Origin of the sequence: Syntrophorhabdus sp., assembly GCA_012719415.1 — a bacterium.
Classification (GTDB): domain Bacteria; phylum Desulfobacterota; class Syntrophorhabdia; order Syntrophorhabdales; family Syntrophorhabdaceae; genus Delta-02.
This window is the reverse complement of record JAAYAK010000220.1, coordinates 1-2,488: the sequence shown is the minus strand read 5'-3', so window position 1 is coordinate 2,488 and position 2,488 is coordinate 1. Positions and strand designations below refer to the sequence as shown.

Genomic DNA, 2,488 nt, shown 5'->3' with positions numbered 1-2,488 from the left:
GTCAACCGGGTTTCCATACCGGTCGACCATCCGGACGGCGATATCCGTCGTCCCCCCGACGGTCACCTCCGGCTCGTACCAGATGTTTTCGATCCTGTACGGGGCCGCATGGTCGATCTGCTGCAGGACCGTCTTCGTCTGCACCAGCGTCTCCTCCTCGTCCCTGTACGAGACGGTCACCGTGATCGGGGCGGTCCCGCTCCGCGTCCCCGGGGTGAAGACCGCCGTCGTCGTGCCGGTGGCGTCGGTCGTGGTGACGGCGGGCGTTATGCTCCCAAAGGTGCTATCCACCGCAAATTCAACCGTGGTTCTCCCGGTCAGGGCACTCCCGGAGGTGCTGTTCGTGACCTGCACCGTGACGGTCGCGGTGTCGCTGCCCCCCGCGGTCAGCCATTCGGAATCTGTGCTGATCGCAACCGTATCGGGTATCAGGGCAGCGGCAGGGGTCACCAGGAGGAGCAGCCCGGCGACGATCAGGTATGCGTGAATCCATCTCCTCATATGCCTTCGTATTGGGAAGTTAGAGTGAGTCAGTATATAAATTCAACACATAAAATAATTTCATTTAACTTTCCGTTTTGGATTTAGGCACTGAAAATCGATCATTTCCGAATAACGTTCGAAGATGTGACCACTCCTCCGAATAGATCCGGTCGGGAGATCCCAAACCAGACGGGGTTCATTTCCCGGGAAGGAAAGGACCGTTCGCGGGGATTTTCGGGAGAAGTTAACCTGATCACCCCAGGAGAAAGACGAACCGCTGCCCGGTTCTGGGGCAAAAACAGATGATATGCCGGATTCTAAAAAGAGAGGAAGATTTAGCCAATCTTGATGTAGGCTCGCGGCGCGCCCTTGGTATGGGCCCAGACGTTGATCGTATCCTCGTCTGTTTCAGCGTCGCGTGCCGAGGCGGTTACTGTTATCCAGTACTGCCCCGGCGAGAGGTCCTTGACAGGCATCATGAACGAGTCTGTTGTCGTATTGTCCGCGGCCACAAATCTCCCGGGGCCCAGGGTCCTGGTGAGGAGGTGGGTCGGCGACCGCATATCTTCATACTGAGAGCGGGCGAGGGATACGTCGACATCCTGTGTACCGCTGTAGTTGATTGTCCAGGTCAACGGGACGCGGTCGGTGTACGGCTCGGAGTCGGGCGCTGTAAACGTAACACGGATGGGTGATATGATCCCGGTGTTGTCGATATCGACACCCGTGATGTATGTGTCAGGGAGGATCAGTCCCTCTCCACCGCCGTCGAACGCGATGACCGAGTTGCTGAGGGATTCGTTGAAGATGTTGATGTTGCCGGTTTTGTTTACCTTGAGGCGGAAGGTCGCCTCCCAGGTCTGGCCGAGGCGGATGGTGCCGATGTCGAAGTGGAGTTGTTTGTCCTGCTTCCAGCCGTCGCCGTCGGTCTGGTCGATGGTACCATTATAGAGGACGGTGCCGGCTCCGGTCTGGTTATGGATATGGGTGGAGACCCCGTCCTTGTAGACGTAGTCGAAGACCTGGTCGCCGGGAACCGGGTTGGTGTTCACCTCGACGTTCTCGAAGTTGAGGTTCAGCGTGGTGTTGACACCGGCCTCTGCCTTGAGCTCGCCGGCGATCTCGGTGTAGATCCTGGCAAGGTCGCCGCCGGTGTCGGCATGGTAGTGTTTCCCGCCGGTCGCCCCCGCAAGGATGTCCATCGTCTCCCATGTGGTATTGCCCTCCTTGATCTCGTCAGTGAACGATATCATGTACAGCCGGACGTTGTTCTTCTCCGCGTAGACGGACATGTTCTGGCTGGTGTGCTGACAGGCGCCTTTATACCAGACTTCCCCTATCCCAAACCAAGACTCCCTAAGATCCCAGAAGTATTTATAGTCCATCTGGGCCCTCTTCCACAGCATACTGTCTTCTGGAAGAACTTCAGCCCAAGGAGGAATCGCACTAAGATAAAACCCCGTACCCCGGGCAAGCGGATCGCCGTAGCAATTGTACTCACCGTCGGACATCAGGATCACGGCACGCACGGCATTGGGGTTCGCATTCCCCGCGGTCCGATTCATCTCCCAGATAGAGTCGCGCAACGCTTTCCGCGTGGCGGTAAATATCCCTGATCCAAGGTCCTCGATAAGATCGTCCACAGTGCTGCTCACGCCCGAAAAATTGCCCGTCAGGGGCAGATTACGGGTGGTGTAGCCGCTATACGAAACCAGGCCGATCCTATCCTGCTCGGGGTTCATCTCCGCTACGAAGGCCTTTGCCGCATTCTTTGCCGCAGCCATCCTCGTCGTATTCGTGCCTTCATCCTTCTGGTTCATACTCCATGACCGGTCAATCGCCAGCACCACATCAACCGGGTTCGACTGAAGCATACTTCCGTCGCCCTTCAGCCTGATCGTGACATCGACCTCCTCGCCTTTCGCAACCGTCCGGTTGGAGACCTCCGTCTCCACCGAGAGGTACGGATAGTTCTTCCAGGTCAGGACGACATCCCGCGTAACGT

Annotated in this window: 2 protein-coding genes; both read right to left on the bottom strand. The window is 57.4% G+C overall.

Going from position 1 to position 2,488, the window contains the following annotated elements; genetic code table 11:
• The coding region (locus GXX82_13045) for a hypothetical protein (GenBank protein ID NLT23966.1) at window positions 1–450 on the bottom strand (450 nt) is incomplete at its 3' end.
• Window positions 451–818: 368 nt separating this feature from the next.
• Window positions 819–2,488: VWA domain-containing protein (locus tag GXX82_13040; GenBank protein NLT23965.1), on the bottom strand; the 1,670-nt coding region annotated here is incomplete at its 5' end.